The following is a 23,804-nucleotide window of genomic DNA, read 5'->3' as shown; positions in this document are numbered from 1 at the left end:
CAAATACAAAATATTAACTTTTCCGGAAAAACAGGCACGCTTCAGGCTGATGAAATCAGCCCTTCAATTCGCCATTTTTCTTGCAGACTCAGTCAGTATCGCTTACTTCACCAGCTTATCCGTTCTGCATCATCTGGCTTTTTTTGATGCGCTGCTTGTGTGCATACATTTTATGATCCGCAAGATTGTAGAGCTCATCCAGAGAAATACTTTCCTGATGTTTCTGATACCCGAAACTGAACTCCAGTTTATTCACCAGGGGATCCTCATGATGCGATAAAGCACCGGTCAGTTCTTCGATGAGAAATTCGATACTGTCATACTGTCCATCAATGATGACGGCAAACTCATCTCCTCCGAGTCTCGACACCAGTCCATACCGGTCAAAGGTCTTCTTCAGAGCCTGCCCGAAAGCGATGAGGACTTCATCTCCCTTCTGATGACCATAACTGTCATTGATTTCCTTGAAATAATTAAGATCAAAGATCACCACCCCAAAGGGCTTTCGGATCTGCACAAAATAGTTCAGCTGACTTTCATAGTTCTTTCTGTTATAGAGCTTTGTGAGATAATCCTCCTCCGAAGGAGTGGTCTCCAGGAACACATAGATGATCATGAGTCCTATGACGATGGAGGTCCATGAAAAGTGCAGTTTGGAATCGTAAAGCTGTATCACCATGCCGATGATCGGCAGAAGAAAGCAGAGGATGAAAATCATCGACTCCTTCCTGGTGATCTTCCTTCTGCTCCGTAGAATGAAATACAGCATGTAGATGTAGAATCCCGCCAGCACGACATAGTGAATCTCCTTGTAGTCCCCGCTGCTGAAGCTGTTGGTCACAGGGTTTACAGAAAAGTAGATGGGTAGGAAGATGTTCACAACAAGCAGCAGAAACGTAAGAAAGGATACCTGCTGGTAATAGAATCTTTCCCGGACTCTTCTGGGATTCTTGTAGGTCCTGTAATCCATATAGGAAAGCAGGAGACCCCCGATGACCGGCCCCAGAAGAAAGAGCAGGAAGTTCGTGCCGTATTCAAGCAGAAACGCTCCTCTGAAGAGCATTCCGTCAAAGATCCATGTAAGAGGCTCCATGATGATGGAAACCGCTGTAGCCACGATAAGAACCCTTAACAGCCTGCTGCTGAATGTTCTTATCGTCGAGATCCGGACAAACAGATAGAGACTGAGCAGAATGAATAAGGCAAAGATATTGATCTGAAACTGTACAAGATAATCCATAATACTTACTCCTGTCCCGAAGCGTTCAGAATAGGATCTCTCGACTATTCATCATCGAGTGATTCTGATTCCGAGCACAATCCAACGCGCATATATATTTGTATTGTAAGGATATCAAAATAATTTCAGAGAATCAATGAAATACAGGGGATTTCCTGCGAATTTCCAGATTATTCATCAGTTTTGAAAGATGCATTCACCTTTTTCCATGGAAGAAGACGCACTTTCCGACAAAAAAAACCGGAGACCGACGACGCAGTCTCCACTAGCAGCTCAGATGCTACAGATCGTTTTCTTCATAATAGACTTTTTCCAGATAGAGCCCCCAGGGTGGAAGGACCATGGATTTCCCCCGCTGACCGGATTCCAGGATGGATATCACCTCTTGCCTTGTGATTCTCCCGTTTCCAGCATCGAGCAGCGTGCCTGCAATGATTCTTGCCATGTTATAGAGAAAGCCCGATGCGGTGATGTAGAGCACCAGAAACTCGCCTTCCTCCACAATGCGTATATCTCTCATGTCCTTCACCGGATTGGGATCGGAGCTTCCTACGGAGCGGAAACCGGTGAAATCGTGGGTCCCCAGAAACGCCTCCGCCACCTCCTTCATTTTCAGAAGATCCAGCTCCTGTCGAACAAGATAGGCGTAATTGCGATAGAGCGCGGAAGGCTGACTTCTTCTCAGAAAGCGGTAGGAATAGGTCTTGCCTCTGGAATGAAAGCGTGCATCAAATTCCTTCTGCACCGCTCGAGATTCCTGGGCTTTCAGATCCTCCGGTAGATACTGGTTCAGCGCCACTGCGATTTTCTCCGGAGGTATGTTTCCCCTCGTCTCAAAAGAAACAGGATATCTTCTGGCATGGACCCCTGCATCGGTTCTTGAGGAGCCCGATACACTGATTTCCTCCCCAAGAAGCATGCTCAGCGCTTTCTCCAGCTCCTCCTGCACGGTCCGCACTTCCTTCTGCCTCTGATATCCGTGGAAAGCAGTTCCGTCATATTCCACATAGAGTAAAATTTTCATTTCTTCCTCCTTGTATGGGAAAGACCATTTCCTTTCCAAGAAATGGTCTCTTCTTCAGTTCATTAGAACAGATTCGTGTAGCGCAGACTGAATGTGAGGATCACAAGCACTGCGAAAATCGCAAAAGCTCCGAAATCCCTCGGATTGTACTTCAGCTGCTTCATTCTGGTTCTGCCTTCGCCACCTCTGTAGCTTCTGGCTTCCATGGCCATGGCCAGCTCCTCCGCTCTTCGGAAGGAAGAGATGAACAGCGGTACCAGGAGCGGAATCAGGCTTTTCGCCTTCTTGATGATATTGGTGGACTCGAAATCCGCACCTCTTGCCATCTGCGCCTTCATGATCTTATCCGTCTCATCCATGAGGGTCGGAATGAATCGAAGGGCGATGCTCATCATCATGGCCAGCTCATGGGCAGGCACCCCGATCTTCTTGAAAGGTTTCAGAAGACTTTCGATGCCGTCCGTCAGCTCGATGGGGGAAGTGGTCAGGGTCAGAATGGATGTACCCATGATGAGGAACACCAGTCTGAAAGTCATAAACAGTGCCTGATAGACACCTTCCCTGTAGATCTTGAAGATCCAGAAATCAAGGAGCAGCGTATCCTGCGTGCCCTTGGTCACGAACATGTTGAGAAATGCCGTGAACAGGATCAGCACGAATACGGGTTTCACACCCTTATACAGATACTTGGGTGAGAGCTTCGCCACGCGAACCATAAGCAGTATGAAGCCCAGGATGAGCAGGTACGCCGTGAAATTCTGCACCAGAAACAGGTTCACGATGAACAGAATGGAAATCAGAATCTTCGTCCTGGGGTCCAGCTTATGGATGAAGGATTCTCCAGGAATATATTGTCCTATGGTGATGTTCTTAATCATGTTTCTGACCCCCTTTTGCAAGATACTTTCTGATTTCTTCCCTGGCTTCTGCCACAGTGAAGATATCCTCTCTTACAGGAATGCCTTTTTCCTTCAGGGCTCTCATGAGATAGGTGATCTGAGGTGCACCCAGACCCACTTCTTCCAGCATGTCGATCTTTGTGAAGACTTCCCTTGGCGTTCCCTTCATCATGATCTTCGCATCGCTCATGACGATGACCTCTTCCGCCACATCCGCCACATCTTCCATGGAGTGGGTCACAAGGATAACCGTGTGCTTGTATTCCTCATGGAGCTTCTTCAGCTGATGAAGGATGGCATCTCTTCCTCTGGGGTCAAGTCCTGCGATGGGTTCATCCAGAATCAGCACCTTGGGCTCCATGGCCACAACGCCGGCAATGGCGACGCGTCGCTTCTGTCCGCCTGAAATCTCGAAAGGAGACAGGTCCTTGTATTTTTCATAATCCAGACCCACCATATCCATGGCTCTTTTCACGCGCTTTGACACTTCTTCGTCATCGAGGCCCAGATTCTTGGGGCCGAAGGCGATATCCTTTTCGATGGTTTCTTCAAACAGCTGATATTCCGGATACTGGAAAACCAGCCCCACCTTCTTGCGCACATCGCTCATGACGGTCTTCTTGTCGGTGATATCCATGCCGTCGATGATGATTTTACCTGAAGTAGGCTTCAGAAGACCATTGAGATGCTGAATCAGTGTGGACTTTCCTGAACCTGTATGCCCGATGAGCGCATAAAACTTCCCCTCGTCCAGCTCCAGATTGATGTTGTCCAGGGCAATGGTTTCAAAAGGTGTTTTAGGCATATATACATGAGTCAGATTTTCTATTTTAATTGACATATTGCCTCCACCATTTCTTCTATATTTAGTATCCCTTCCTCAAGAGGAACACCATCTTTGATCAGTTCATGCGCCAGTTCCGTCACCTGTGGGACATCCAGTCCTATGGACTTGAGAAGCTCCACATTCTTGAATACATTACGAGGTGTGTCATCGATGATGATCTTCCCTTCTTCCATGACGACGATCCGATCCCCCTGCACCGCCTCTTCCATGAAGTGGGTGATGTGCACGATGGTGATGTTGTACTCTTCATTGAGCTGCCGGATGGTCTTCATGACCTCTTCTCTTCCTGAAGGGTCCAGCATGGCTGTAGGCTCATCCAGGATGATGATTTTCGGACGCATGGCAATGATTCCTGCAATGGCCACCCTCTGCTTCTGTCCACCGGACAGAAGATGCGGTGCATGCTTTCTGTATTCGTACATATTCACTTCTTTCAGCGACTTGTCCACTCTCTTTCTGATTTCAGAAGGTTCCACCCCCAGATTTTCTGGGCCAAAGGCCACATCTTCTTCCACCACGGTGGCCACCATCTGGTTGTCCGGATTCTGGAACACCATACCCGCTCTTTTTCGCACTTCCCAGGTATTCTCCGGGTCCGTGGCATCGATGGAATCAATGTAGATTTTTCCTCCTGCAGGCAGAAGCAGTGCATTCATATGCTTTGCGAAGGTGGATTTTCCTGAACCGTTGTGTCCGAGAACCACCACAAATTCGCCTTCTTTTACGGTGATATTGACGCCGCGAAGAGAATATTCCTTCTCTCCTTCAGGACCATCATCATAATAATGGGTAAGGTCCACAGCTCTGATCATTTCTTTCTCTTCTCTATTGCTTTTACTCTCCATATTGACCCTCCTAAGATAAGCACTAAAGACAGATCACCTGCTGTCTTTACTACTTATCACTTTATATTATCATGTTTAACTGAAAAAGGGGACTAAGTTTCCTTAATCCCCTTACTTCATTCAAAGGGAAGTTATACTTCCTCTTTACTATTAAACCAGTTCCAGAATTGCCTTTTCAGCACCGTCGCCTCTTCTTGGGCCTGCTTTGTAGATTCTGGTGTAACCACCGTTTCTCTCAGCATACTTTGGCGCGATATTGTCAAACAGATTCTTCACTACTTCTTCTTCGTGAACATAGCTAAGTACCTGTCTTCTCGCATGAAGGTCTCCTCTCTTAGCAAGAGTGATCATCTTTTCAGCGATGTTCTTTGTTTCCTTAGCTCTGTAGAATGTAGTTTCTATTCTACCATGCTTTAAGAAGTTTGTAACAAGACTTCTCAGCATAGCAGTTCTCTGGTCGGTTGGACGACCAAGTTTTCTTAATGTAGCCATTTAACTTACCTCCTTTACTCGTCAGTGGACTTTAAGGATAAATCCAAGTCCTTTAACTTTCTCTCGACTTCTTCGAGAGATTTCTTTCCTAGATTCCTTACCTTCATCATATCATCCATGGTCTTTTCTGTAAGCTCATGTACGGTATTGATACCTGCCCTCTTCAGACAGTTGTAGGATCTGACGGATAGATCCAGTTCCTCGATGGTCATCTCCAGAACCTTCTCTTTCTTGTCATCTTCCTTCTCAATCATCACTTCAACGTCGTTTGCATGATTGGTCAGTGTCATGAACAGCTTAAAGTGCTCAATAAGTACTTTTGCAGCAAGACTTATGGCTTCTTCTGTCAAAATGGTACCATTGGTCCATATTTCAAGAGTCAGCTTGTCGTAGTCTGTAACCTGTCCGACTCTTGTATTATCCACTGTAAAGTTTACTCTCTTCACAGGGGTATATATTGAATCCATTGGAATAGTAGATATGGCCAGGCCTTCAGCCTTGTTTCTCATCTGAGAAACATATCCTCTACCTCTATCCACATTGATTTCAACATACAGCTTTGCATCCTCTTCCAGTGTGGCGATGTATAGATCCTTATTGACGATCTCCACATCTCCATCGGTCTTGATGTCTCCTGCTGTAACCACACCAGGTCCCTTGGCATCTATATAGATCTTTCTGGGGCCTTCTCCATTCATCTTGATGAACAGTCCCTTGAGGTTCAGAATAAGCTCTGTTACGTCTTCTCTGACTCCTGGAACTGATGAAAACTCATGAAGTATTCCGTCAATCTTGACGGATGTAGGTGCAACACCTGGCAGTGAGGATAAAAGCATTCTTCTCAATGCATTACCTAAAGTAATTCCATAGCCTCTTTCTAATGGTTCTACTACGAACTTACCATAGGTCCCATCTTCGCTTGTTTCTACACACTGAATCTTTGGCTTTTCAATTTCAAACATTTATATGACCCTCCTAAAGAATATTGGCAACTATTCGAGGGCTTCTGATTCCAGCTCCCGGATCTATCGCCCAGGTAACCAGCCGCTTTGAAACTATACTCTTCTTCTCTTTGGAGGTCTGCATCCATTATGTGGAATTGGTGTGACATCCTTGATAAGTGTAATTTCAAGTCCTGCAGCCTGCAGTGATCTGATCGCTGCTTCTCTACCTGAACCAGGTCCCTTAACGTAAACTTCAACACTCTTTAAACCGTGCTCCATTGCCGCCTTAGCCGCAGTTTCTGCCGCCATCTGGGAAGCATATGGTGTGCTCTTTCTTGAACCTCTGAATCCTAATGATCCTGAGCTTGACCAGGAAAGCGCATTACCTGCTGCATCTGTGATTGTAATAATGGAGTTATTGAAAGTTGACTGGATATGAGCTTGTCCATGTTCAATGTTCTTCTTATCTCTTCTTCTTCTAATTACTCTTTTGTTGTTCTTAGCTGCTGCCATGTTCTTCCCTCCTTACTTCTTCTTATTAGCGATGGTCTTCTTAGGACCCTTTCTTGTTCTTGCATTGGTCTTAGTCTTCTGTCCTCTTACGGGAAGACCCTTTCTGTGTCTGATTCCTCTGTAGCATCCGATTTCAACAAGTCTCTTGATGTTCAGCGCTACTTCTCTTCTCAGGTCACCTTCGACCTTGACACTCTTAACAATGTATTCTCTGATCGCATTTACGTCTTCTTCTGAAAGATCCTTCACTCTGGTATCTCCGTTGACACCTGTTTCCTTGAGGATGTTTCTTGCAGTAGATAAACCGATGCCATAAATGTATGTAAGACCTACTTCAATTCTTTTGGACTTTGGTAAGTCAACACCTGATATTCTTGCCATTAAACTCTACACCTCCTGGTATATTTGAAAATTCATTACTTTTTTTTCTTAGCCCTGCTTTTGCTTGTGCTTAGGGTTTTCACAAATTACCATAACCCTGCCTTTTCTCTTTATGACTTTGCACTTTTCGCAAATAGGCTTAACTGATGGTCTAACTTTCATCTCGCTAACCCTCCTTAATTACTTTGCTCTCCAGGTTATACGTCCTTTTGTAAGATCGTATGGACTAAGCTCTAGTGTCACTCTGTCCCCTGGAAGAATTCTGATAAAGTTCATTCTTAACTTTCCTGAGAGATGTGCATTTATGACGTGACCGCTTTCCAGTTCCACCACAAATTGTGCGTTGGGAAGGGATTCTTTCACCACTCCCTGCATCTCTATAACATCTTCTTTTGACATAAGGTAATCATACCTCCTTTGCCTCAAGCGCCAAACGCCTGATTATATTTTTTAAGCATCGTTCCTCTTGATTCATAATTCCCTGAATTATTTCCTCTTCTGCTTTTGTAATAATACAAAGATGTTTTCTGTTCTTTCTTTTTTGTCTTTTAAAATCAAACTTCTGACCATCAATGAGGGCCACATGAAACGGGTCGATGACCCTTTCAATGATGTAGTACTTCCCGATGTCTCTTCCCTTTTTTGATTTTACAATAAGTCCGATCAACTCTTTGTCCAATTACTCAACTCCCGTTTAATAAGAGATTCAACCAATACTTCATTGAAGCAACAGGCTTCAACTCCTAAACAAGTGTCGTGATATAAGGTCCGTCCTCTGTGATAATCACCGTGTTTTCATACTGTGCAGACCATTTTCCGTCTCGTGTTACCGCTGTCCAGTTGTCTTCCAGTACTTTCACATGATAAGAACCAAGATTTGCCATGGGTTCAATGGCCAGCGCCATACCCGCCCTCAGCTTCGGTCCCCTATGTGCTACGCCATAGTTGGGAATACTTGGACCTTCATGGAGGTCTCTACCGATTCCATGACCGGTGAAATCTCTTACCACACTTAATCCGTTGGATTCAATGTGCTCTTGTATGGCACTTGAAATATCGCCCAGTCTCTGGTCAATCTGTGCCTTTTCCACGCCTTTGAAGAAACTCTCTTCTGTCACTCTTATAAGCTTTTCCGCTTCTTCGCTGACCTGCCCGACCTTAAAGGTTCTGGCAGCATCACCATGAAACCCGTTCAGAAACGCTCCACAGTCGATGGTTATGATATCTCCTTCTGAAAGGATCTTCTCCCTACTGGGTATGCCATGAACCACGACTTCATTCACAGAAGCGCATATGGAACCTGGAAATCCGTTGTAATTCTTGAAGGATGGAATTGCTCCACTCCTTATTATAAATTCTTCACAGATTTTGTCCAGTGCCAATGTGGAAATACCTGGTCTAATGTTTTTCTCCACCAGATTCAGGGTTTCTCCCACCAGCTTTCCTGCCTCTTTCATGAATTCAATTTCCCTGTTGTTTTTTATAATGATCATTTATTGTCTCCTAGTATACTTATAATCTCCTCAAAGACCTCATTTATGGCCTTTGTTCCATCTACCTCTTTCAGGATTCCTTTTCTTTCATAGTAATCGATGAGAGGCTTGGTCTGGAAATCATAAATCTCCAGTCTTTCCAGCACGGTTTCCTTCTTGTCATCTTCTCTTTGGATCAGCTTGGATCCGCAGTCATCGCAGATTTGAGAAATCATCGGTGGATTAAACTCCAAATGGTAGGAAGCGCCGCAGTTGGGACATACCCTTCTGCCGGTCATCCTTTTTATAATAAACGCTCTGGGTACCTTGATCAGCAGTGCTGTTTCGATTGCTTCATGATCCTCTGCCAAAAGCTCTTCTAAGACTTCGGCCTGATGTATGGTTCTTGGAAATCCGTCAAGCAAAAATCCATTCTTTGTGTCTTTTTCCTTCAGTCTGCTTTTTACAAGGTTGATGGTTACATCGTCCGGGACAAGAAGCCCCTTATCCATGTAACTTTTGGCCAGTACTCCAAGTTCTGTTCCCTCCGCAATATTCATCCTGAAGATATCTCCAGTGGAAATATGGGGAATCACATACTTGTTACTTATAGACTGTGCCTGGGTGCCTTTACCGGCGCCCGGGGGACCCAATAAAATAATTCTCAACGGTATCATCTCCAAATATTATTACTATTTAAGAAACCCTTTGTAATGTCTCATAACAAGCTGTGATTCCAGCTGTCTCATTGTATCCAGTGCTACACCTGCCATGATGAAGATGACTGTACCACCGAAGGCTAGACCTTTGAATGGTGTGTATCCTTCAAGGATGATAGGGAATACTGCAATGAGTGCCGCGAAGCTTCCGCCGATTACTGCAACTTTAGTCAGGATCTTCTCCAGATATTTCGCTGTTGCTACACCTGGTCTGATTCCGGCAACATATCCACCGGACTTAGCCATGTTTTCCGCCATATCTTCTGGCTTCATGGTGATCTGTGTATAGAACACTGCAAAGAAAATTACCAGAACAACATACATTACTGCATATCCTATGGAATTCACTTTAAATACGCTCCAGTCGCTTGTAGTCAACCAGTTCAGCACTGTGGAGTTTCTAAAGAACTCTGCCAGTGTGGCTGGGAACTGCATAACGGACATTGCAAAGATAATTGCAATTACACACGCTGAGCTTACACTTACTGGAATATGTGAAGACTGTCCTTTGATCTGTTTCGTGCCAGATACTCTTCCTGAATACTGAACCGGAATTCTTCTTTCTCCGAGGGAGAAGGCTACGGTTCCAACGAAAAGAGCGACCATGGCAAGTATGAATAGTGTCATCATGACGATGTCGACCGATCCACCTGAGTACAGGACGCCAACCTGAGTTGCCATCACTGGAATACGAGACACGATATTGATGAAGATCAGAACGGATACACCGTTACCGATTCCCTTCTCTGTAATTCTGTCTCCCAGCCATATCAGGAACATGGAAGCGGATAGTAATGTCATGACGATGAGGACTGTGTTGAGAAGTGAGTCATCTGCTACTGCTCCGGCATTATAGATCAGTACATAAGTACCGTAAGCCTGAACCGCACCAATGGCTACTGCAAGATACTTGGTATAGTTCTGTATCTTTGCTCTTCCTTCCTGTCCTTCTTTTGAAAGCTGTTCTAATTTTGGGATTATTACGTTCATCAGCTGCATAATGATCGATGCGTTGATGTATGGTGTAACACCCATAGCGAAAATACTAAAGCTGCTAAACGCACCACCTGAAATCAGATCATAAAAGCCGACCAGTGTCTGTGAATTTGCCAGGTCCTGTAACGCGTCCGTATTGATGTTAGGGACAGGTATAAAGTTACCCAGTCTAAAAATGAAAACTATAAATACTGTGAACAGTATTCTTCTTCTTAAGTCTGGTAGTTTCCAAGCATTCTTCAGCGTCTGTAACATTAAATCACCTCAACTTTTCCTCCAGCAGCTTCTATCTTCTCCTGTGCTGATTTTGAGAATCTACTTACTTTAACTGTCAGGGACTTTGTAAGTTCTCCGTTTCCTAGGATCTTGACGCCGTCAAGAGTCTTTGAAACAACTCCTCGTTCCTTTAGCAGGGCTTCCGTTACTTCTGTTCCGTTCTCGAAAATGTTAAGTCTTTCAACGTTAACCTCAACGATCTGCTTTGCAAAAATATTGGTAAAACCTCTCTTTGGAAGTCTTCTGTATAGTGGCATCTGTCCACCTTCAAAACCTGGTCTCTTACCTCCACCTGATCTTGAATTCTGGCCGTTCTCACCTCTACCGGAAGTCTTTCCGAGTCCTGAACCGGTACCTCTACCAACTCTCTTTTGAGCTTTTCTTGAGCCTTCTACAGGCTTTAACTCATGAAGTTTCATATTCTGTACACCTCCTCTTACTTTTACGCTTCTTCTACTAGTAGAAGATATTCGATCTTTTTGATCATACCTCTAACTTGAGGAGTATCATTATGTTCCATACTCTTACCAATCTTGGAAAGTCCAAGTGCCTTGGCAGTTGCAATATGGTCCTTCTTTCTACCAATTAAGCTTCTCTTTAGTGTTACCTTAATTTTAGACAAGTCAAACCCCTCCTATCCTAATATTTCTTCAACAGACTTTCCTCTTAATGCTGCGATTTCCTCTGCAGTCTTAAGATTTGATAGTCCATTAATTGTAGCTTTCACCATGTTGCTTGGGTTGTTGGATCCCAGTGACTTCGCTCTTACATCCTTAAGGCCTGCAAGTTCAAGTACTACTCTGGCTGGTCCACCGGCGATGACTCCAGTACCTTCAGATGCAGGCATGATTACAACATTGCCTTTACCGAATATACCGTTGATCTGATGAGGAACAGTGGTTCCATCGATCTTGACTTCTACCAGATTCTTCTTCGCATCTTCGACGCCTTTTCTGATCGCTTCTGGAATTTCAATGGACTTACCCATTCCTACTCCAACGTGGCCATTCTCATCTCCGACAACTACAAGAGCTGCGAATCTGAAATTTCTACCACCCTTAACAACTTTAGTTACTCTACCTATGTTAACAACTTTTTCTTTTAGGTCTAGTGTGCTAGGATCTATTTTCAAAATTGTTTCCTCCTTTTTTAAAATTCTAGTCCAGCTTCTCTTGCTGCTGCAGCCAGTGCTTCGATTCTTCCGTGATAAATGAATCCACCTCTATCGAATACTACTGCTTTGATGCCCTTATCAAGCGCCTTCTTTGCAACTAGAACTCCAACCTTAGCGGCTGCATCCTTATTGCTTCCAACTCCATCAAAATCCTTATCAACTGATGAAGCAGAAACAAGTGTTACTCCGTTCACATCATCGATGATTTGAGCATAGATGTTTTTTTCACTTCTGTAAACAGAAAGTCTAGGTCTTTCAGATGTTCCGCTGATCTTCTTACGAACTCTAGCGTGACGTCTTACTCTATTCGCTCTTTTATCTTCCTTTTTGAACATTAAGGTTCACTCCTTTCTTAATTCTACTTACCAGTCTTACCAACTTTACGTCTGATCACTTCGCCTTCGAACTTGATACCCTTGCCCTTATATGGCTCTGGCTTTCTCCAAGCTCTGATATCAGCAGCTACGTCACCAACAAGTTCCTTGTCGATTCCTCTTACGATCAGCTTAGTTGGGCTTACGATTTCGAACTCGATACCATCAATAGCATCAAACTCAACTGGATGGGAGAACCCAAGATTCATAACAAGCTTCTTGCCCTGCAGCTGAGCTCTGTAACCCACACCTACAAGTTCAAGTGTCTTCTGATATCCTTCTGAAACTCCTACAACCATATTGTTAACCAGAGATCTCACAAGTCCGTGAAGTGCTCTGTTTTCTTTTTCATCGTTTGGTCTGGTCACAACGATCTGACCATCCTCAACGTTTAATTTGATATTTTTGTGCATAGCTTTTTCCAGTGTGCCCTTAGGTCCCTTTACTGTTACAACATTTTCTGGTGTTACATCAAAGGTTACTCCGGCAGGAATTGCTATTGGCATTTTACCAATTCTTGACATTCATCTAACCTCCTGTTATTTAAGATAGCAACCTATTTACTACCAGATGTAGCAGATTACTTCTCCACCTAGTCCAAGCTTTCTTGCTTCTCTATCCGCTAAAACACCCTGTGATGTTGATATTACAGCAACACCAAGTCCGTTCAGGACCTTAGGTACTTCTTCAGCTTTACAGTATACTCTCAGGCCTGGCTTAGAAATTCTCTTTAAACCAGTGATAACTCTTTCTTTGTTGCTACCATACTTCAGGGCGATTCTCATCATCGGAACAACACCGTCGTTGTACTCCTCAATTCCCTTTACGTATCCTTCTTCAAGTAATATATTTGCAACCGCCTTCTTTACTTTAGAAGATGGTACTTCTACAACTTCATGTCTAGCAGAATTCGCATTTCTAACTCTAGTTAGAAGGTCTGCTATAGGATCAGTCATAACCATTTAATTGCCTCCTTTCACTAAATAAGTTTTACCAGCTTGCTTTCTTCACACCAGGAATTTCTCCCTTGTATGCGAGTTCTCTGAAACAGATTCTGCAGATACCATACTTCTTCAGTACTGAGTGAGGTCTTCCGCATAAATTACATCTGGTATAAGCCTGTGTTGGGTACTTTGGATCTTTTTTCCATTTTTCTATTATAGCCTTACGTGCCACGATTTTCCCTCCTTATTTTTGAGCAAATGGCATTCCGAGGAACCTTAAAAGTTCTCGTGCTTCTTCATCTGTCTTCGCTGTAGTTACGAATACGATATCCATTCCTCTGATTGAATCAACCTTATCATACTCAATTTCCGGGAATATAAGCTGTTCCTTAATTCCGATAGAGTAGTTTCCTCTTCCGTCAAATGACTTGTCAGATACTCCTCTAAAGTCTCTTACTCTTGGAAGAGCGATATTGATCAGCTTATCAGCAAATTGGAACATCTGGGTTTTTCTTAAAGTAACCTTGCATCCAATTGGCATGTCTTCTCTTAGCTTAAAGTTCGCAACAGACTTCTTAGCTCTTGTGATAACTGGCTTCTGTCCTGCGATCAGGGTCAGGTCAGCAACTGCGGATTCTAGAATCTTCGCATTTTCCTTTGCCTTACCAACACCCATATTTATTACAATTTTCTCAAGTCTTGGTACTTCCATTACATTCTTGTAGGAAAACTTTTCCATCATCTTTGGAACGACTTGTTCATTATAAACTTCCTGTAATCTTGAAATCATCAATGGTCCTCCTTTCAATATTTACTAAAGTACGGTTCCGCACTTCTTGCAGACTCTTACTTTTGTTCCATCTTCTGTGATCTTCTTTGCAATTCTTGTAACAGCTTTGCACTTGTCACAGTAAAGCATTACCTTGGAGCTGAATATTGGAGCTTCCGTCTCAATGATTCCGCCTTGCATGTTTGATCTGCTTGGTTTTGTGTGCTTCTTCACGACGTTGACGTCTCTTACAAGCACCTTGCCAACCTTTGGTAAAACGGAAATGACTTCGGATACCTTACCCTTGTCCTTACCGGAAATTACCATAACTTTATCATTCTTTTTAACATGTACCTTCATCTCTTAGCCACCCTCCTTCTAAAGAACTTCAGGTGCTAGAGATAGTATTTTAGAGAATGTTTCCTTTTCTCTAAGTTCTCTTGCAACTGGCCCGAAAATACGGGTACCTCTTGGTGTTTTATCATCTTTAATGATTACTGCTGCGTTTTCATCGAATCTTATGTAAGTTCCGTCATATCTCTTGGTTGAGTTAACAGTTCTAACTACAACCGCCTTGATGACTTCACCCTTTTTAACAACTCCGCCTGGTGTTGCACTCTTAACGCTAGCAACGATAATATCTCCTACTCTGGCATATCTTCTTCTTGTACCGCCGAGTACCTTTATACACATGATCTCCTTAGCTCCAGAATTATCTGCAACCTTAAGCATGGTCTGCTGTTGAATCATGATTTACCTCCTTTCAGCTATATATGCTACTTAGCCTTTTCAATGATCTCCACAAGTCTCCATCTCTTATCCTTAGATAAAGGTCTTGTTTCCATGATCATTACTGTGTCATTGTATTCTGCTTCATTATTTTCATCATGAGCCTTGAACTTCACTGTTCTGTTCATTGTTTTACCGTAGAGTGGATGTCTTACCTTAGTCTTTACCGCAACAACGATGGTCTTTTCCATTTTGTCTGATACGACTGTGCCTACTCTGGTTCTTCTGTTATTTCTTTCCATATAGTTGACCTCCTTTCACGGATTAATTGCTAACAGCCTTAATCTCTTCTTCTCTAATGATGGTTTTAATCTGAGCGATGGACTTCCTTACTTCTTTAATTCTCATAGGGTTTTCAAGCTGTCCAGTAGCTAACTGGAATCTTAGATTGAAAAGTTCTTCCTTAAGATCATGAAGCTTTGCTGAAAGATCTTCGGAGCTGCCAGCTCTTAAATTCTTTAACTCTTTAGCCTTCATTATTCTTCACCACCCATTTCTTCAAAATCTCTTCTTGTGACGAACTTGGTAGAAACAGGAAGCTTGTGCTGAGCAAGTCTCATAGCTTCTCTTGCCTTCTCTTCGTCAACTCCTGAAAGTTCAAACAGAACTCTTCCAGGCTTAACAACTGCCACCCAGTACTCAACGTTACCCTTACCGGATCCCATTCTTACTTCTGCTGGCTTTTCTGTTATTGGCTTATCGGGGAAAATCTTAATCCAAAGTTTTCCTCCTCTTTTAATATATCTGTTAATCGCAATTCTGGCAGATTCAATCTGGTTGGATGTGATCCATCCACATTCAGTTGCTTGTATTCCAAAATCTCCATAAGCAAGGAAATTACCTCTGGTAGCTTTTCCCTTCATTCTGCCCTTCTGAACCTTACGACGCTTAACTCTCTTAGGCATTAACATGTCGAATTCCTCCTTTCTTAGTCTATACTATTATGCGTTAGCAACTTCCTTTGTCTTCTTTGTAGGAAGCACTTCACCTTTATAGACCCAAACCTTTACTCCGATCTTACCATAGGTGGTATTGGCTTCTGCAAATCCGTACTGGATGTCCGCTCTTAATGTCTGCAGCGGAATTGTTCCCTCACGGTATGTTTCGCTTCTAGCGATTTCAGCTCCGCCTAGTCTACCAGCACACATGGTTTTTACACCCTTTACACCAGGTGATCTCATGGATCTCTGGATTGTCTGCTTCATAGCTCTTCTGAAGGAAATTCTCTTTTCCAGCTGTGCTGCAATGTTTTCAGCCATCAGCTGAGCATCTCCGTCAACATTTCTTACTTCTACGATGTTCAGTAAAAGAGTCTTTCCTTCTACTAGAGGCATCATATCTTTCTTCAGCTGATCGATTCCTGATCCACCTCTACCGATTACCACTCCTGGCTTTGCGGTATGGATGTTGATCTTGATTCTCTTGGCTGCTCTTTCAATTTCAACCTGGGAAATACCAGCGTTGAATAGTCTCTTCTTTAAGAATTCTCTTATTTTCTGGTCTTCAAGGATGTTTGCTGCAAATGTCTTCTTATCTGCATACCATCTTGCGTTCCAGTCTTTAATTACACCAACTCTGAGTCCGTGTGGATTTACTTTCTGTCCCACTATTTAATTACCTCCTTTTTCTAAGCTCTATCTTTTACCACTACTGTGATATGTGTAGTTCTCTTCATGATACTGAATGCTCTTCCCTGTGCATGTGGCTGGAATCTCTTAAGAGTTGGCCCTGGTCCACAGTAAGCTTCAGATACATAAAGGGAATCTCTATCTAATTCAAGATTGTTTTCTGCATTGGCTACTGCTGACTTCAATACTTTGTTGATTACAACAGCCGCATCCTTCTGTGTATGCTCAAGAATTGCCATGGCGTCAGTTACATTCTTGTCTCTGATTAAATCAAGAACGATTCTAACCTTTAATGGTGACATTCTCACATACTTGTTAATAGCTCTAGCTTCCATTAATGATCCTCCTTTCGATTACGATAAAATTATCTCATCTTTGACTTTTTCTCACTTACATGACCTCTGTAAGTTCTTGTTAGTGCGAACTCACCAAGCTTGTGTCCAACCATATCTTCTGAGATATAGACTGGTACATGCTTTCTTCCGTCATGAACTGCGATGGTGTGCCCAATCATTTCTGGAAAAATTGTTGAGCTTCTTGACCAAGTCTTAATGACTTTCTTTTCCTTAGCCTTGTTCATTTCAATTATCTTCTTCAATAGGCCTTCTTTTACAAAAGGTCCCTTCTTTACTGATCTACTCACGTTTATTTTCCTCCCTTCGGAAATTATAAGTTAGTAGAAGAGGCTCTTCCTGTAAGGAAGAGAATTCTTCCTACTTTGTTCTTCCCTTGATGATAAGTCTGTCTGAATACTTCTTGTTCTTTCTTGTCTTGTATCCAAGTGCTGGCTTACCCCATGGAGTAACTGGTGCAGGTCTTCCTATTGGAGCCTTACCTTCACCACCACCGTGTGGATGGTCAACCGGGTTCATTACGGAACCTCTTACTGTAGGTCTGATACCCATATGTCTCTTTCTACCAGCCTTACCGATCTTGATGATCTCGTGGGTGGTGTTGGAAACAGTACCGATGGTCGCTCTACATTCGATTCTTACATATCTCATTTCTCCTGATGGAAGTCTGAGTGTTGCATAGTTTCCTTCCTTCGCCATAAGCTGTGCGGAAGTACCAGCGGATCTTACCATCTGTCCACCCTTACCAGCTGCAAGCTCGATGTTGTGGATGAAGGTACCTACTGGAATGTTCTGAAGTGGAAGTGCGTTACCAGCCTTGATGTCTGCATCCTTACCGGAAACAAGAACATCTCCTACCTTTACTCCTAGTGGAGCAAGGATGTATCTCTTCTCACCATCAGCGTATACAACAAGCGCGATGAATGCGGATCTGTTTGGATCGTATTCGATTGTTGAAACTCTTGCTGGAATCCCATCTTTATTTCTCTTGAAATCTATGATTCTGTACTTTCTCTTAGCACCGCCACCACGATGTCTAACAGTGATCTTACCCTGGGCATTTCTACCACCGGTTCTGTTCTTAGCTACAAGAAGTGACTTTTCTGGTTTGTCTGTAGTGATTTCCACAAACGCATTGCTGGTCATATTTCTTCTTGAAGGGGTGGTCGGTTTATAACTCTTAATAGCCATACTAGCTTTCCTCCTTAATTATCTTCTCTGGTTTAAGAAACCAATAATGGACACATCCTAGTTCATGTTGTCGAAGAACTCGATGGTCTTGCTATCTTCTGTCAATGTAACGATAGCTTTCTTTGTGTCGGATCTTTTACCGATATGAACGCCCATTCTCTTGACCTTACCAAGGGAGTTCATGGTCTTCACGTCAAAAACCTTGACGCCGAATACCGCTTCAACGGCCTTCTTGATTTCTACCTTGTTAGCTTCAGGATGTACTAAAAATGTGTACTTCTTTTCAGCCATGGCAGCCATGGACTTTTCTGTGATAACAGGTTTTCTGATGATATCGTAAACTGTTAACTTTTTCATTATGCGTACACCTCCTCGAGCTTAGATACTGCATCCTGTGTAATGATGAGATTGTCGTACTTCAGAAGATCATAAACGTTGATGTTGTTTACAGGCATAACCTGAATTCCTTCAACATTTCTTCCTGACTTGTACACGTTCTCGTTTGACTCAGAAGTGATGATAAGCGCTTTCTTCACATCGAATGCTTTAAGCATGTTTACCATGTCCTTTGTCTTTGGTGCATCAAATTCCAGATTTTCAAGAACGATCATTTCGTTTTCCATTACCTTAGCTGTTAAAGCGGACTTCATAGCCACTCTTCTCATGCTCTTAGGAAGTGAAACTCTGTAATCTCTTGGCTTTGGCGCGAATACGATACCACCGCCAACCCATTGTGGTGATCTGATGGACCCCTGTCTTGCTCTACCAGTTCCCTTCTGTCTCCATGGCTTGATTCCACCACCTCTGACCTCAGATCTGGTTTTCGCAGACTGTGTTCCCTGTCTCTTATTGGCAAGTTGCGCTACTACTACTTGATGTAGTACTGCTTTATTAACTTCAACGTTGAATACTTTCTCATTAAGAGATACATCTCCAACCTTTTTTCCTTCAATATTGAATAATCCTACTGTAGGCATTTTGTATCCTCCTTTCACTTAAGATTTATGCCTTGACTGAATTTCTGATAACAACCACACTCTTGTTTGGTCCTGGGATACCACCCTTGATCAGAATTACATTCTTTTCTGGCATTACTTTTACTATTTCTAGATTTAATACTGTTGTATTCACATGTCCCATTCTTCCAGGCATCTTCTTGTTCTTGAATGTTCTGGATGGTGAGGATGATGCTCCCATGGAACCTACCGCTCTATGGAATTTGGATCCATGAGACTTTGGTCCGATATGGAAGTTCCACTTCTTGATAACACCAGCGAATCCTTTACCCTTTGAGAGTCCGGAAACGTCGATCTTCTCTCCAGCTTCGAAAGTATCAACCTTGATTTCAGCACCAACTTCATAGTTGTTTTCTTCAAGTCTGAATTCCTTAAGAAGTCTCTTCACGCCAACGCCAGCCTTCTTGAACTGACCCTGTCTTGGCTTGTTCACAAGCTTCTCTCTGATTTCACCGTAACCAACCTGAATTGCATCATAGCCTTCTTTTTCAGTTGTCTTGATCTGAACGACAACATTCGGCATAGCTTCAACGACAGTTACTGGAACAATTTTTCCATTTTCATCAAATATCTGGGTCATACCAATTTTGGTACCCATAATTGCTTTTTTCATTTTCTTACCTCCAAACTTATTAGCGGATCGCATATTGCTATGCGGTCATAACAGTTCATAGAGTTAACTATAAACTATTCCTACAGCTTAATTTCGATATCAACACCAGCAGGCAGATCTAATCTCATCAGCGCATCAACTGTCTTTGGTGATGGGTTGACGATGTCGATTAGTCTCTTGTGTGTTCTGATCTCAAACTGTTCTCTTGAATCCTTGTACTTATGTACCGCTCTCAGAATTGTGATGATTTCCTTCTCAGTTGGTAGTGGAACTGGTCCTACAACCTTTGCCCCTGAAGACTTTGCAGTCTCAACAATTCTTTCAGCTGATGCATCAAGCACGCTGTGATCAAAAGCCTTTAGTCTGATTCTGATCTTCTGTTTTGCCATTTTGTTACCTCCTTCTTTTCTTTGTACGTTATACTTCTTTCGCACAACAGCGGATATCCGTAAACTGTACCGGGTGTTTCATCATTTGAGTCCGCACCAAATACTAGTCAGGGTACCCTCGCCGGGTTCGTGACCTGACATGCTCATCAAGAATTACCTGTATAGTCCAGCAACCTCTTGAATCATTGCTGTTCGCTGTAACTATAATATTATACTACATTATAGCCACCTATTCAATTGAAAATCCAAATCCATAAAAGTTTTTTTCACCTCAATTGAACATCCTTATTATTATACTGATTTTCTCCTATCATTTCAAACAAATCGGAAAAATAATCCGGTTATTCAGCAATTATATGAATTCAATGAAAAAACCGGAGAAACTCCGGCTGATTCGTTACTAGAACTGTTTACATTCCATTACTTTTTCGCTGGATGCGTTTTAATTTCCCTGGTGCTCCCGAACCTCCACTTTTCTGTTATCCACATAGAGGACAGCATCATACAGTTTCCGGTTCTCCGAGATGATGATGTGACTGACATTCAGCACAGTCAGGTGCTCCAGGGAAAGAATCGTGTTCTCTATTTCCCTGGCGGTCTCATAGTCAAGGCTCTGAAACGCTTCGTCCAGGATCAGAATATCCGATTCATTCAGAAGCGCTCTGGCGATGGCGATTCTCGACCGCTCTCCACCTGAAATATTTCGACCGTTGTCTTCGATGACTGTATCCAGCCCTCGAGGCAGTTTCTCGACAAAAGTCCATAACCCCGCTTCTCTGATCGCTTGTCTAAGTTTCTCTTCCGGAATGTCTCTGTAAAGCGTGAGATTATTCTTCAGAGTATCATCAAACATGAACACCTGCTGCTCCACATTGGAGATGCTTCGGAAGAAACTTTCCTTGGTGATCTCGCTGAGATTCTGTCCATCCACAAGAATCTTCCCTTGATCAGGACCAAAATACTTTCTGAGCAGTTTGAGAAGCGTCGATTTTCCTCCACCACTAGGACCCACGATGAGATATTTACCGTTTTTTCTAATGGAAACATTCACCTCTTCCAGCACTCTGTTTTCCCCATAGGCATAGGAAACATCCTCCAGTTTAATCCTGTCTCTGAATCCGTCTATATCGATATGCTCCTCCGAGATTTCCCGGTTCTTGAGCGAAGCATCCAGTGTCTTGAAGAGATTCTTCGCACTGACGATTTTCGGAAAGAGCTCACTTGCCCTCTGGAAAGGACCTATAAGGGACTGGAAGTTGGAAAGGATCAGGATGACCCCTCCAAAACTGAGTTTACCAAGGATCGTGTAGTAGACCGAAACCGAAATGACAATGAGCACCGTCAGATTGATGGTGAAGTTCTGCAATGCATAGATGAAGGTGGAGGTCTTCTCGATCTGGTAACTTTTCTGCTGCAGGTGAAGACTACGGTCTCTGAAATTATGCTCGATTCTGTCATAGAGATTGTTCACTCTGATGATTCTGAACGCATTCAGAACCTCGCTGAGATAGCCGGTGTACTTCTCATAGAGCCCACTTCTTTCAATGAAAAGCTTCTTCACAGGTCCTGACAGCGCATTGGAAAGAAATCCCATAACCACCGCCACCACCATGATGATTCCGAGAATCTCGATATTGATTCCTCCGATGACAATGATGATGACAAAGAAGGAAATGAAGGCCAGCGCCAGCTCGAAAATTCCGTCTATATAGTCCAGATCAATGGTGTTCAGATCATTGGTGATGTGGGATACATACTTCGCAGTGCTTTCCCTGTTGAATTCATTGATGTTTTTCTGAAAGACACCTCGAAGATAATGCGTTTTGAGATTCAGATTCGTCTTTCTTCTGTAATACCCTTTCATGACAGAAAGCAGTGTCTGCATGAGAAAGAGAATGAAGGCGAAAAAGAGAAGTTTCATGGCGATGTCCATGAATCCGGCTTTTCCGGGAACAAAGGTCAGATCCACCAGATCTCTCATGAGCAGGCTCATATATCCGTTGATCCCACTGGAGAGGAGCCCCACGAAAAGCGCTGCAAGGAGCAGCCCGAATGTCTTCTTATAGACCTTATTCATACTGCACCCCCTCTAGATACGCTTCCATGGTTTTCAGGGTGATGCCGCCATTGACGATTTCTATGACGTAATCGTATTTTTCGGAAACCCCTTTATAGAATCTATGAGAGATGGCAATGACGGTGGTATCCAGAGAAAGTATCGTATCTTCCACATGTCTCCCCAGCGTTTCATCCAGAGCGGAAGTCACTTCGTCTGCAAATAGAATCTGCGGTTTACGGATGATGGCTCTGGCAATGGAAATTCTCTGACGTTCCCCACCGGAGAGATTCTTTCCGTTTTCCTCGATGACTTCGGAAAGACCTTGGTCTTTCTTCTCAAGGAGAGATTTGAGCCCAGACCCTTCCACAGCATTTTCCATCTCAGCTTCCGGATATTCTCGGAACAAGGCGATGTTGTTCCTTATGGTGTCCTCAAAGAGAAACACATCCTGGTAGATGAAACTCGCATGCTCGTTGAAGCTGTCTTCTCTGATCTTTTTCAGATCCACACCATCCACAAGGATTTCTCCCTGATAATGCTCATAGACTTTGGAGAGCAGATTGATCAGGGTGGATTTACCAGCCCCGCTGTGTCCTTTCAGAAGGTACTTCTTCCCCTTCTCTATTCTTAGATTCGCATCTTTCAGCACAATCTTATCCTCATAGCTGAAAGAAAGATTTCTGATCTCGATGTCCCGATCAAAGGCATAATTCAGTGTCTCATCCGTCTTCTCACTGTCCCCATCTTTCTTCAGAATATTCTCGATGATGGTGGCATTGGATTTCAGCACATTGAAGAGCGGCATGATTTCCGTGATGGGCCAGATGGTGGAACTGGCCATGCTGTATGTGAACATGAGCCTTGCCAGGTTGAAGCCTTCCTCCGCCGAGGAAATGACATAGTAGAGAATCAGGATGGTGGTGATGAACCCCAGAAAATTGGAGAAGCGTCCCTGCCAGAAGGTGAAGATGAAATAGTTCGCCTTTCTTCTTTCCAGCCTGTCCGTTTCCTTCATGGAATTCAGAAGAAACCTGTCCTCAATGCGGTTCAGCTTCAGAATCTCCAGGCCCGAAAAAGTGTTTGAGACATTCACCGTGAACTCCTCATTGCTTTTCTGCACTTCCTCCTGCATCGTAATGGTCCTCTTCTGGAAGGACCTGTTAATGAAAAAGACCAGAAGAGACACCACCAGCATCATAAGAGCCAGTTTATAGTCCAGAAAAAACAGAATCACAAGACTCACGGAATAGATGGAAGCACCGAAGAAGAGATTCAGGAGCGCATGAAAGTATTTCCCTTCAAAGGTATTGATGTCGTTGACCAGGTTCGATATATATTCATTTCTCAGTTTTCTGTTGAAGCTTCTGGTGGTTTTCGTCATGATGTTCTTGAAGGCTTCCATCCTGATTCTAAGCGTCGTGTCTCTCATGAATCCGATGCGAAGCAGTCTTGACGTAATGAAGATAAGCGCTGCATAGATGAACGCCAGCAGCGCAAAGATGCTGTACTTCAGGAGATCATCCACATTCTGTGTCTGAACCACCCCTGCTATTTCAGCGATGGCAAGATTCGTCAGAATGTATTCGGTGATGAGTATCCCGCAGCCTATGAGATATTTTATGAATCCTTTCCGGTCCTGTTTCAGCAGTTCAGTCATTTCACCCTCCAGTTTAATGTGATTTTGTTTCATTCAACTTTTAGTATACTATATCTATACATCATAGGATGTCGATTCGGTATCATTTTCAGCACTCTTTTATGAAAATCTGCATCGCCTTTGGTAATCGGAGCATAAAAAAACTGCCAGAGGATAAATCTCTTCATCCTCTGACAGTTTCCAATTCATGTACTGTCCTG

38 protein-coding genes are annotated in these 23,804 nt (G+C 43.2%); all 38 read right to left on the bottom strand.

The features are described from left to right. Positions 1-115 precede the first annotated feature (115 nt). The 38 genes from ACHAL6_RS14655 to ACHAL6_RS14470 all read right to left on the bottom strand — a co-directional run bounded on the left by ACHAL6_RS14655 (position 116) and on the right by ACHAL6_RS14470 (position 23,604). Positions 116-1,240 carry a diguanylate cyclase domain-containing protein gene (locus ACHAL6_RS14655; protein WP_395271408.1) on the bottom strand — a complete coding sequence of 375 codons (1,125 nt, stop codon included), beginning with the start codon at positions 1,238-1,240 and terminating at the stop codon, positions 116-118. Between the two features lie 280 nt (positions 1,241-1,520). Beyond that, the gene (gene truA, locus ACHAL6_RS14650; RefSeq protein ID WP_395271407.1) at positions 1,521-2,264 is read right to left on the bottom strand and encodes a tRNA pseudouridine(38-40) synthase TruA; all 744 of its coding nucleotides are present in this window, start codon (positions 2,262-2,264) and stop codon (positions 1,521-1,523) included. Positions 2,265-2,326: 62 nt separating this feature from the next. Next, complete coding sequence (locus tag ACHAL6_RS14645; RefSeq protein WP_395271406.1) at positions 2,327-3,142, bottom strand: energy-coupling factor transporter transmembrane component T family protein; 816 nt, start codon at positions 3,140-3,142, stop codon at positions 2,327-2,329. Beyond that, a complete protein-coding gene (locus ACHAL6_RS14640; RefSeq protein ID WP_395271405.1) occupies positions 3,135-4,004 on the bottom strand; it encodes an energy-coupling factor transporter ATPase in 870 nt (289 codons plus the stop codon). The genes ACHAL6_RS14645 and ACHAL6_RS14640 overlap by 8 nt, the downstream gene beginning before the upstream one ends. Next, positions 3,989-4,855: an energy-coupling factor transporter ATPase gene (locus ACHAL6_RS14635; protein WP_395271404.1), complete on the bottom strand. Its 867-nt coding sequence runs from the start codon at positions 4,853-4,855 to the stop codon at positions 3,989-3,991. Before ACHAL6_RS14635 ends, ACHAL6_RS14640 begins: the two co-directional genes overlap by 16 nt. Positions 4,856-5,005: 150 nt before the next feature. Then, complete coding sequence (gene rplQ / locus ACHAL6_RS14630; RefSeq protein ID WP_312650475.1) at positions 5,006-5,347, bottom strand: 50S ribosomal protein L17; 342 nt, start codon at positions 5,345-5,347, stop codon at positions 5,006-5,008. A gap of 14 nt (positions 5,348-5,361) precedes the next feature. Beyond that, a complete protein-coding gene (locus ACHAL6_RS14625) occupies positions 5,362-6,309 on the bottom strand; it encodes a DNA-directed RNA polymerase subunit alpha (RefSeq protein ID WP_395271403.1) in 948 nt (315 codons plus the stop codon). Positions 6,310-6,402: 93 nt separating this feature from the next. Beyond that, positions 6,403-6,804 carry a 30S ribosomal protein S11 gene (rpsK, locus tag ACHAL6_RS14620; RefSeq protein ID WP_207599279.1) on the bottom strand — a complete coding sequence of 134 codons (402 nt, stop codon included), beginning with the start codon at positions 6,802-6,804 and terminating at the stop codon, positions 6,403-6,405. Positions 6,805-6,816: 12 nt separating this feature from the next. Continuing rightward, complete coding sequence (gene rpsM / locus ACHAL6_RS14615) at positions 6,817-7,185, bottom strand: 30S ribosomal protein S13 (RefSeq protein WP_395271402.1); 369 nt, start codon at positions 7,183-7,185, stop codon at positions 6,817-6,819. Positions 7,186-7,233: 48 nt separating this feature from the next. Further along, positions 7,234-7,347 (bottom strand): 50S ribosomal protein L36, encoded by a 114-nt coding sequence (gene rpmJ, locus ACHAL6_RS14610; RefSeq protein ID WP_003373491.1) that lies wholly within the window; start codon positions 7,345-7,347, stop codon positions 7,234-7,236. A gap of 18 nt (positions 7,348-7,365) precedes the next feature. Beyond that, positions 7,366-7,584 (bottom strand): translation initiation factor IF-1, encoded by a 219-nt coding sequence (gene infA, locus ACHAL6_RS14605; protein ID WP_207599281.1) that lies wholly within the window; start codon positions 7,582-7,584, stop codon positions 7,366-7,368. Positions 7,585-7,591: 7 nt separating this feature from the next. Beyond that, positions 7,592-7,864, bottom strand: coding sequence for an RNA-binding protein (locus ACHAL6_RS14600; RefSeq protein WP_395271401.1), 273 nt, complete (start codon positions 7,862-7,864; stop codon positions 7,592-7,594). Positions 7,865-7,928: 64 nt separating this feature from the next. Further along, positions 7,929-8,678: a type I methionyl aminopeptidase gene (gene map / locus ACHAL6_RS14595; RefSeq protein WP_395271400.1), complete on the bottom strand. Its 750-nt coding sequence runs from the start codon at positions 8,676-8,678 to the stop codon at positions 7,929-7,931. Then, entirely contained in the window at positions 8,675-9,325 is a 651-nt protein-coding gene (locus ACHAL6_RS14590) for an adenylate kinase (RefSeq protein ID WP_395271399.1), read from the bottom strand. The genes map and ACHAL6_RS14590 overlap by 4 nt, the downstream gene beginning before the upstream one ends. A 24-nt stretch (positions 9,326-9,349) precedes the next feature. After that, positions 9,350-10,627, bottom strand: coding sequence for a preprotein translocase subunit SecY (gene secY, locus ACHAL6_RS14585; protein WP_395271398.1), 1,278 nt, complete (start codon positions 10,625-10,627; stop codon positions 9,350-9,352). Then, the gene (gene rplO / locus ACHAL6_RS14580; protein WP_395271397.1) at positions 10,627-11,067 is read right to left on the bottom strand and encodes a 50S ribosomal protein L15; all 441 of its coding nucleotides are present in this window, start codon (positions 11,065-11,067) and stop codon (positions 10,627-10,629) included. Before rplO ends, secY begins: the two co-directional genes overlap by 1 nt. A 23-nt stretch (positions 11,068-11,090) precedes the next feature. Beyond that, the gene (gene rpmD, locus ACHAL6_RS14575) at positions 11,091-11,270 is read right to left on the bottom strand and encodes a 50S ribosomal protein L30 (protein ID WP_207599286.1); all 180 of its coding nucleotides are present in this window, start codon (positions 11,268-11,270) and stop codon (positions 11,091-11,093) included. A 12-nt stretch (positions 11,271-11,282) separates the two neighbouring features. After that, complete coding sequence (rpsE, locus tag ACHAL6_RS14570) at positions 11,283-11,780, bottom strand: 30S ribosomal protein S5 (protein ID WP_395271396.1); 498 nt, start codon at positions 11,778-11,780, stop codon at positions 11,283-11,285. Between the two features lie 17 nt (positions 11,781-11,797). After that, on the bottom strand, positions 11,798-12,157 hold the full coding sequence (gene rplR / locus ACHAL6_RS14565) for a 50S ribosomal protein L18 (RefSeq protein ID WP_395271395.1): 360 nt from the start codon (positions 12,155-12,157) through the stop codon (positions 11,798-11,800). A 23-nt stretch (positions 12,158-12,180) separates the two neighbouring features. Then, complete coding sequence (gene rplF, locus ACHAL6_RS14560) at positions 12,181-12,720, bottom strand: 50S ribosomal protein L6 (protein WP_395271394.1); 540 nt, start codon at positions 12,718-12,720, stop codon at positions 12,181-12,183. 39 nt (positions 12,721-12,759) lie between these two features. Continuing rightward, positions 12,760-13,158: a 30S ribosomal protein S8 gene (rpsH, locus tag ACHAL6_RS14555; protein WP_395271393.1), complete on the bottom strand. Its 399-nt coding sequence runs from the start codon at positions 13,156-13,158 to the stop codon at positions 12,760-12,762. A gap of 28 nt (positions 13,159-13,186) precedes the next feature. After that, complete coding sequence (locus tag ACHAL6_RS14550) at positions 13,187-13,372, bottom strand: type Z 30S ribosomal protein S14 (protein ID WP_207599291.1); 186 nt, start codon at positions 13,370-13,372, stop codon at positions 13,187-13,189. Between the two features lie 12 nt (positions 13,373-13,384). Next, positions 13,385-13,930, bottom strand: a complete 546-nt coding sequence (gene rplE, locus ACHAL6_RS14545) for a 50S ribosomal protein L5 (RefSeq protein WP_395271392.1) — start codon at positions 13,928-13,930, stop codon at positions 13,385-13,387. A gap of 24 nt (positions 13,931-13,954) precedes the next feature. Further along, positions 13,955-14,269: a 50S ribosomal protein L24 gene (gene rplX, locus ACHAL6_RS14540; RefSeq protein WP_207599293.1), complete on the bottom strand. Its 315-nt coding sequence runs from the start codon at positions 14,267-14,269 to the stop codon at positions 13,955-13,957. 18 nt (positions 14,270-14,287) lie between these two features. Continuing rightward, on the bottom strand, positions 14,288-14,659 hold the full coding sequence (gene rplN / locus ACHAL6_RS14535) for a 50S ribosomal protein L14 (protein ID WP_207599294.1): 372 nt from the start codon (positions 14,657-14,659) through the stop codon (positions 14,288-14,290). Between the two features lie 26 nt (positions 14,660-14,685). Next, positions 14,686-14,940, bottom strand: a complete 255-nt coding sequence (gene rpsQ / locus ACHAL6_RS14530) for a 30S ribosomal protein S17 (protein ID WP_395271391.1) — start codon at positions 14,938-14,940, stop codon at positions 14,686-14,688. Between the two features lie 22 nt (positions 14,941-14,962). Beyond that, positions 14,963-15,175: a 50S ribosomal protein L29 gene (gene rpmC / locus ACHAL6_RS14525; RefSeq protein ID WP_207599296.1), complete on the bottom strand. Its 213-nt coding sequence runs from the start codon at positions 15,173-15,175 to the stop codon at positions 14,963-14,965. Further along, the gene (rplP, locus tag ACHAL6_RS14520) at positions 15,175-15,609 is read right to left on the bottom strand and encodes a 50S ribosomal protein L16 (RefSeq protein WP_395271390.1); all 435 of its coding nucleotides are present in this window, start codon (positions 15,607-15,609) and stop codon (positions 15,175-15,177) included. Before rplP ends, rpmC begins: the two co-directional genes overlap by 1 nt. A gap of 30 nt (positions 15,610-15,639) precedes the next feature. Continuing rightward, positions 15,640-16,305: a 30S ribosomal protein S3 gene (gene rpsC / locus ACHAL6_RS14515; protein ID WP_395271389.1), complete on the bottom strand. Its 666-nt coding sequence runs from the start codon at positions 16,303-16,305 to the stop codon at positions 15,640-15,642. 20 nt (positions 16,306-16,325) lie between these two features. Continuing rightward, positions 16,326-16,661 carry a 50S ribosomal protein L22 gene (gene rplV / locus ACHAL6_RS14510; RefSeq protein ID WP_395271388.1) on the bottom strand — a complete coding sequence of 112 codons (336 nt, stop codon included), beginning with the start codon at positions 16,659-16,661 and terminating at the stop codon, positions 16,326-16,328. A 29-nt stretch (positions 16,662-16,690) separates the two neighbouring features. Then, positions 16,691-16,969: a 30S ribosomal protein S19 gene (gene rpsS / locus ACHAL6_RS14505; protein WP_207599300.1), complete on the bottom strand. Its 279-nt coding sequence runs from the start codon at positions 16,967-16,969 to the stop codon at positions 16,691-16,693. Between the two features lie 70 nt (positions 16,970-17,039). Continuing rightward, complete coding sequence (gene rplB / locus ACHAL6_RS14500) at positions 17,040-17,870, bottom strand: 50S ribosomal protein L2 (protein ID WP_395271387.1); 831 nt, start codon at positions 17,868-17,870, stop codon at positions 17,040-17,042. Between the two features lie 57 nt (positions 17,871-17,927). After that, positions 17,928-18,227 (bottom strand): 50S ribosomal protein L23, encoded by a 300-nt coding sequence (gene rplW, locus ACHAL6_RS14495; RefSeq protein ID WP_395271386.1) that lies wholly within the window; start codon positions 18,225-18,227, stop codon positions 17,928-17,930. Then, entirely contained in the window at positions 18,227-18,847 is a 621-nt protein-coding gene (gene rplD, locus ACHAL6_RS14490) for a 50S ribosomal protein L4 (RefSeq protein WP_395271385.1), read from the bottom strand. Before rplD ends, rplW begins: the two co-directional genes overlap by 1 nt. Before the next feature lie 25 nt (positions 18,848-18,872). After that, positions 18,873-19,499 (bottom strand): 50S ribosomal protein L3, encoded by a 627-nt coding sequence (gene rplC / locus ACHAL6_RS14485; protein WP_395271384.1) that lies wholly within the window; start codon positions 19,497-19,499, stop codon positions 18,873-18,875. A gap of 80 nt (positions 19,500-19,579) precedes the next feature. Then, the gene (rpsJ, locus tag ACHAL6_RS14480; RefSeq protein WP_207599305.1) at positions 19,580-19,888 is read right to left on the bottom strand and encodes a 30S ribosomal protein S10; all 309 of its coding nucleotides are present in this window, start codon (positions 19,886-19,888) and stop codon (positions 19,580-19,582) included. Positions 19,889-20,330: 442 nt separating this feature from the next. After that, positions 20,331-21,965 (bottom strand): ABC transporter ATP-binding protein, encoded by a 1,635-nt coding sequence (locus tag ACHAL6_RS14475; protein ID WP_395271383.1) that lies wholly within the window; start codon positions 21,963-21,965, stop codon positions 20,331-20,333. Then, positions 21,958-23,604, bottom strand: a complete 1,647-nt coding sequence (locus ACHAL6_RS14470; RefSeq protein ID WP_395271382.1) for an ABC transporter ATP-binding protein — start codon at positions 23,602-23,604, stop codon at positions 21,958-21,960. The genes ACHAL6_RS14475 and ACHAL6_RS14470 overlap by 8 nt, the downstream gene beginning before the upstream one ends. Positions 23,605-23,804 lie beyond the last annotated feature (200 nt).

Source organism: Proteiniclasticum sp. C24MP (assembly GCF_043951855.1).
Taxonomy (GTDB): Bacteria; Bacillota; Clostridia; order Clostridiales; family Clostridiaceae; genus Proteiniclasticum.
This window is presented reverse-complemented; position numbering and strand designations above follow the sequence as displayed.

Excerpts from the sequence above, each read along its gene's own strand:
- ACHAL6_RS14635 (WP_395271404.1), bottom strand. The coding sequence starts at position 4,855 with ATGGAGAGTAAAAGCAATAGAGAAGAGAAAGAAATGATCAGAGCTGTG.
- rpsK (WP_207599279.1), bottom strand. The coding sequence starts at position 6,804 with ATGGCAGCAGCTAAGAACAACAAAAGAGTAATTAGAAGAAGAAGAGAT.
- secY (WP_395271398.1), bottom strand. The coding sequence starts at position 10,627 with ATGTTACAGACGCTGAAGAATGCTTGGAAACTACCAGACTTAAGAAGA.
- ACHAL6_RS14640 (WP_395271405.1), bottom strand. The coding sequence starts at position 4,004 with ATGTCAATTAAAATAGAAAATCTGACTCATGTATATATGCCTAAAACA.
- rpsQ (WP_395271391.1), bottom strand. The coding sequence starts at position 14,940 with ATGGAAAGAAATAACAGAAGAACCAGAGTAGGCACAGTCGTATCAGAC.
- rplF (WP_395271394.1), bottom strand. The coding sequence starts at position 12,720 with ATGTCAAGAATTGGTAAAATGCCAATAGCAATTCCTGCCGGAGTAACC.
- rpmJ (WP_003373491.1), bottom strand. The coding sequence starts at position 7,347 with ATGAAAGTTAGACCATCAGTTAAGCCTATTTGCGAAAAGTGCAAAGTC.
- rplW (WP_395271386.1), bottom strand. The coding sequence starts at position 18,227 with ATGAAAAAGTTAACAGTTTACGATATCATCAGAAAACCTGTTATCACA.
- rpmC (WP_207599296.1), bottom strand. The coding sequence starts at position 15,175 with ATGAAGGCTAAAGAGTTAAAGAATTTAAGAGCTGGCAGCTCCGAAGAT.
- map (WP_395271400.1), bottom strand. The coding sequence starts at position 8,678 with ATGATCATTATAAAAAACAACAGGGAAATTGAATTCATGAAAGAGGCA.
- ACHAL6_RS14470 (WP_395271382.1), bottom strand. The coding sequence starts at position 23,604 with ATGACTGAACTGCTGAAACAGGACCGGAAAGGATTCATAAAATATCTC.
- rpsH (WP_395271393.1), bottom strand. The coding sequence starts at position 13,158 with ATGGTTATGACTGATCCTATAGCAGACCTTCTAACTAGAGTTAGAAAT.
- rplV (WP_395271388.1), bottom strand. The coding sequence starts at position 16,661 with ATGGAAGCTAGAGCTATTAACAAGTATGTGAGAATGTCACCATTAAAG.
- rplE (WP_395271392.1), bottom strand. The coding sequence starts at position 13,930 with ATGATTTCAAGATTACAGGAAGTTTATAATGAACAAGTCGTTCCAAAG.
- rplC (WP_395271384.1), bottom strand. The coding sequence starts at position 19,499 with ATGAAAAAAGCAATTATGGGTACCAAAATTGGTATGACCCAGATATTT.
- rplO (WP_395271397.1), bottom strand. The coding sequence starts at position 11,067 with ATGAAACTTCATGAGTTAAAGCCTGTAGAAGGCTCAAGAAAAGCTCAA.
- rplB (WP_395271387.1), bottom strand. The coding sequence starts at position 17,870 with ATGGCTATTAAGAGTTATAAACCGACCACCCCTTCAAGAAGAAATATG.
- rplX (WP_207599293.1), bottom strand. The coding sequence starts at position 14,269 with ATGAAGGTACATGTTAAAAAGAATGATAAAGTTATGGTAATTTCCGGT.
- ACHAL6_RS14625 (WP_395271403.1), bottom strand. The coding sequence starts at position 6,309 with ATGTTTGAAATTGAAAAGCCAAAGATTCAGTGTGTAGAAACAAGCGAA.
- truA (WP_395271407.1), bottom strand. The coding sequence starts at position 2,264 with ATGAAAATTTTACTCTATGTGGAATATGACGGAACTGCTTTCCACGGA.
- rplR (WP_395271395.1), bottom strand. The coding sequence starts at position 12,157 with ATGTTCAAAAAGGAAGATAAAAGAGCGAATAGAGTAAGACGTCACGCT.
- rplP (WP_395271390.1), bottom strand. The coding sequence starts at position 15,609 with ATGTTAATGCCTAAGAGAGTTAAGCGTCGTAAGGTTCAGAAGGGCAGA.
- rpsM (WP_395271402.1), bottom strand. The coding sequence starts at position 7,185 with ATGGCAAGAATATCAGGTGTTGACTTACCAAAGTCCAAAAGAATTGAA.
- rplQ (WP_312650475.1), bottom strand. The coding sequence starts at position 5,347 with ATGGCTACATTAAGAAAACTTGGTCGTCCAACCGACCAGAGAACTGCT.
- rpsJ (WP_207599305.1), bottom strand. The coding sequence starts at position 19,888 with ATGGCAAAACAGAAGATCAGAATCAGACTAAAGGCTTTTGATCACAGC.
- rplD (WP_395271385.1), bottom strand. The coding sequence starts at position 18,847 with ATGCCTACAGTAGGATTATTCAATATTGAAGGAAAAAAGGTTGGAGAT.
- ACHAL6_RS14475 (WP_395271383.1), bottom strand. The coding sequence starts at position 21,965 with ATGAATAAGGTCTATAAGAAGACATTCGGGCTGCTCCTTGCAGCGCTT.
- rplN (WP_207599294.1), bottom strand. The coding sequence starts at position 14,659 with ATGATTCAACAGCAGACCATGCTTAAGGTTGCAGATAATTCTGGAGCT.
- ACHAL6_RS14645 (WP_395271406.1), bottom strand. The coding sequence starts at position 3,142 with ATGATTAAGAACATCACCATAGGACAATATATTCCTGGAGAATCCTTC.
- ACHAL6_RS14655 (WP_395271408.1), bottom strand. The coding sequence starts at position 1,240 with ATGGATTATCTTGTACAGTTTCAGATCAATATCTTTGCCTTATTCATT.
- infA (WP_207599281.1), bottom strand. The coding sequence starts at position 7,584 with ATGTCAAAAGAAGATGTTATAGAGATGCAGGGAGTGGTGAAAGAATCC.